The following is a 2,635-nucleotide window of genomic DNA, read 5'->3' as shown; positions in this document are numbered from 1 at the left end:
CGGCCACCGACGTCGGCGCGCCCACGGCCGTCGGCCGGCTCGTCCAGGGTGCACGCGAGATCGGCGAGCAGCTGGTCGACGACCCCCGGGTGGCGCTGGTCTCCGCGACCGGTTCGGTGCGGATGGGCCAGCAGGTCGGCCCGCGGGTGGCCGGGCGGTTCGGCAAGGCGCTGCTCGAACTCGGCGGCAACAACGCGGCCATCGTCACCCCGTCGGCCGACCTCGACCTCGCGGTGCGCGGCATCGTCTTCTCGGCGGCCGGCACGGCCGGGCAGCGCTGCACCACGCTGCGCCGGGTGATCGCGCACCGGTCGGTGGTCGACACCCTCGTCGAGCGGGTCGTGACGGCGTACCGCAGCCTGCCCGTCGGCGACCCGTCCTCGGACGGCACGCTGGTCGGGCCGCTCATCCACGAGCGCTCCTACCGCGACATGGTCGGCGCCCTGGAACGGGAACTTCTGCGCCAGTACGAGACGCGTGGCGACTTCATCATCGATGCCGACCTCGAAGACGTCGGCAGGCCGACGTCTCAGGCGCTGCTCTACCGGGCGGCGCGCGAACTGCTCGCCAACATCAACAAGCACGCCGGCGCGACGGAGGTCACCATCCGGCTGTTCCGGGCAGGGGACCGCATCGTGCTGACGGTCGCCGACGACGGAGCGGGCTTCGAGCCGTCGATCGTCGAGCAGCGGGTCGCGGAGGGGCACATCGGGCTGGCCTCGCTTCAGGCGAGGTTCGACTCGATGGCCGGTGCGATGGCGATCGAATCCAAGGTTGATCATGGGACATTGGTGACCGTCACTTCGCCGCCCGAACAGGCTTGGTCGGCGTAACGCGCAGCGAGCGCCGGAGGCGGTGCGAACTCAGGCGCAGTCGGCGCAGATGAACTCGCCACCCGTCTGGACTGCCAGCCGGTTCCGGTGGTGCACCAGGAAACAGGACGAGCAGGTGAACTCGTCGGGTTGTTTGGGAAGCACTCGAACGGTCAGTTCCTCACCGGAAAGATCCGCGCCGGGGAGCTCGAATGCGTCGAACTCATCGCCGTCGTCGACGTCGAGCACGGCAACCGCCACGTCATTGCGCCGGCCCGCGAGTGCCTCGATTGACTCGTCGGCGGCGTCGTCGGATTCGGTCTTGCGGGGTGCGTCATAGTCCGTTGTCATCGGCGTTCCTTCGGCTCCTGGAGTGACGTACCGACAACGCCGTCCGGTGGGCGCTATGTTCCCGCGATCAGGCTGGGTCGAAACGTGCGCCGAAATCCCCTATGGGCGTCCGCAGGAGGCGCCTCATGCGGCGTTGCCGCGCAAGGCGTCGCGTGCACGGTCCAGCAGCGAGGCGAACGGCCCGACGGCGAAGTTGACGAACGCCGACTCGACGCCCGCGTGGGGGTGGGTGGGTGCGATCCGCTCGGCAACCTGGACGGCAGTCGTCAGCTTGCGGAGTTCCTCGTCATCGAGATGATCCTCGAGCAACGTGAACTCCTCGGCCTCTTCCCGCTTGGCGTGGTCCAGCACCGCGGCTTGCAGGTGGACCAACTCCTTGGAGAAGTCGGCAGTGCCGCATGGGATCTTCTCGAGTGCTCCCAACGCGAGCTTGGCGTCGTGTTCTTCGGCCAGGCGGGCGTCGACGACCTCGGCCCCGCCGACGACTTTGCGACGCACACGTGGGTGAACCATCATCTCCTCCGCCGTTTCGTGCACGGCGAGTAGCGTCCGCAGCCGCGTGAAGGCCGCCCGTTGGGTGTCGGCATCCGTTGCGTCGAGGGTTTCGATGAACAGTGCCTTGATGGCTTCGTGTTGGTCCTTCAAGTAGGTGACCACGTCGTTTGAATTGGTGATGTGCTTCTGGACCACGGCAGTTGCCTCCGAGAGAATCGAATGGGTGATGGCGCGAGGGCTGCGCGCCGAACGGCTGAGAACTACCCGCACGAGCGCGGCAGAAACCTGACGGCAGGCGCAGGGCCTTACCCAAGAGGCCATGACGTTGATAGGTTCGGATCGGGTTCGGGTGACGAGGGGGACGGTGATGTGTCGATTGCACTCGTGCCGCCCTGAGGAGCCGTCGTGACGATGGAGCGGTGGAAGCCGCGGCAGGACCACTACTACTGGTTGACGGCCATCCTCGCGGCGCGGGGTCTGCAGGCAAGTACGTGCCGGGTCGTCGCGGGCGTCATCGCCGCCCTCGGCCTCATCCCGATGATCTCGCTGATCAGCCCACTGGGTCCGAAGGGCCTGGTCGGCAAGGCGCTCGCCGTCGTCGTAACGGCGTGCTGCGTGGCGATGGCGCTGCGCTGGTTGCGCCACCGTTGGCCCTCGAGGGCCGAGTCGGCGGCGTGCGTCGTCTTGGGCGCGGTCTGCATCGCCACCGCCTGCCTCATCCCGACCAGTCCGGTCGCGGGTCTGCTCGGCGCCTCCTCGTTCGCGGTGCTCTCCGCCTACATCACGTGCTTCCACGGCTTGCGCCTGCTGGCGTTCACCTGGGCGGTCGCGGTCACGACGCTGGCCGTCCTCGCGATCCGGCTGGCGCCCCTGGACACGGCGCTGGCGATCGGCAGTGTGTGCCTGGTGGCGCTGGTCAACGTCTTCGCGGCCGCCGTGTGCCGAGCCGGGATTCGGCTGATCGGCGGGGACGTGGA

General features: G+C 68.3%; 3 protein-coding genes and 1 pseudogene. 2 read left to right on the top strand and 2 right to left on the bottom strand.

Annotated elements, in window-relative coordinates:
* The coding region (locus tag QOI01_RS36585) for a sensor histidine kinase (RefSeq protein WP_526389213.1) at positions 1–833 on the top strand (833 nt) is incomplete at its 5' end.
* A 30-nt stretch (positions 834–863) separates the two neighbouring features.
* Here QOI01_RS36585 and QOI01_RS36580 read toward each other — a convergent pair.
* Together QOI01_RS36580 and QOI01_RS36575 are read right to left on the bottom strand one after the other, a co-directional pair.
* On the bottom strand, positions 864–1,163 hold the full coding sequence (locus QOI01_RS36580) for a DUF4193 family protein (RefSeq protein ID WP_526389212.1): 300 nt from the start codon (positions 1,161–1,163) through the stop codon (positions 864–866).
* A gap of 123 nt (positions 1,164–1,286) precedes the next feature.
* Positions 1,287–1,853, bottom strand: a complete 567-nt coding sequence (locus QOI01_RS36575; protein WP_526389210.1) for a hemerythrin domain-containing protein — start codon at positions 1,851–1,853, stop codon at positions 1,287–1,289.
* Positions 1,854–2,063: 210 nt separating this feature from the next.
* Between QOI01_RS36575 and QOI01_RS36570 the strand changes: the two are divergent.
* Positions 2,064–2,635, top strand: a pseudogene (locus QOI01_RS36570) (hypothetical protein); the annotation flags it as partial.

Origin of the sequence: Mycobacterium sp. (assembly GCF_032162605.1) — a bacterium.
GTDB lineage: Bacteria > Actinomycetota > Actinomycetes > Mycobacteriales > Mycobacteriaceae > Mycobacterium.
Note: the sequence above shows the minus strand (reverse complement) of the source record. Positions and strands in the feature narration are given on the sequence as shown.

Coding starts and splice junctions, on each gene's coding strand:
- QOI01_RS36580 (WP_526389212.1), bottom strand. CDS start 1,163: ATGACAACGGACTATGACGCACCCCGCAAGACCGAATCCGACGACGCC.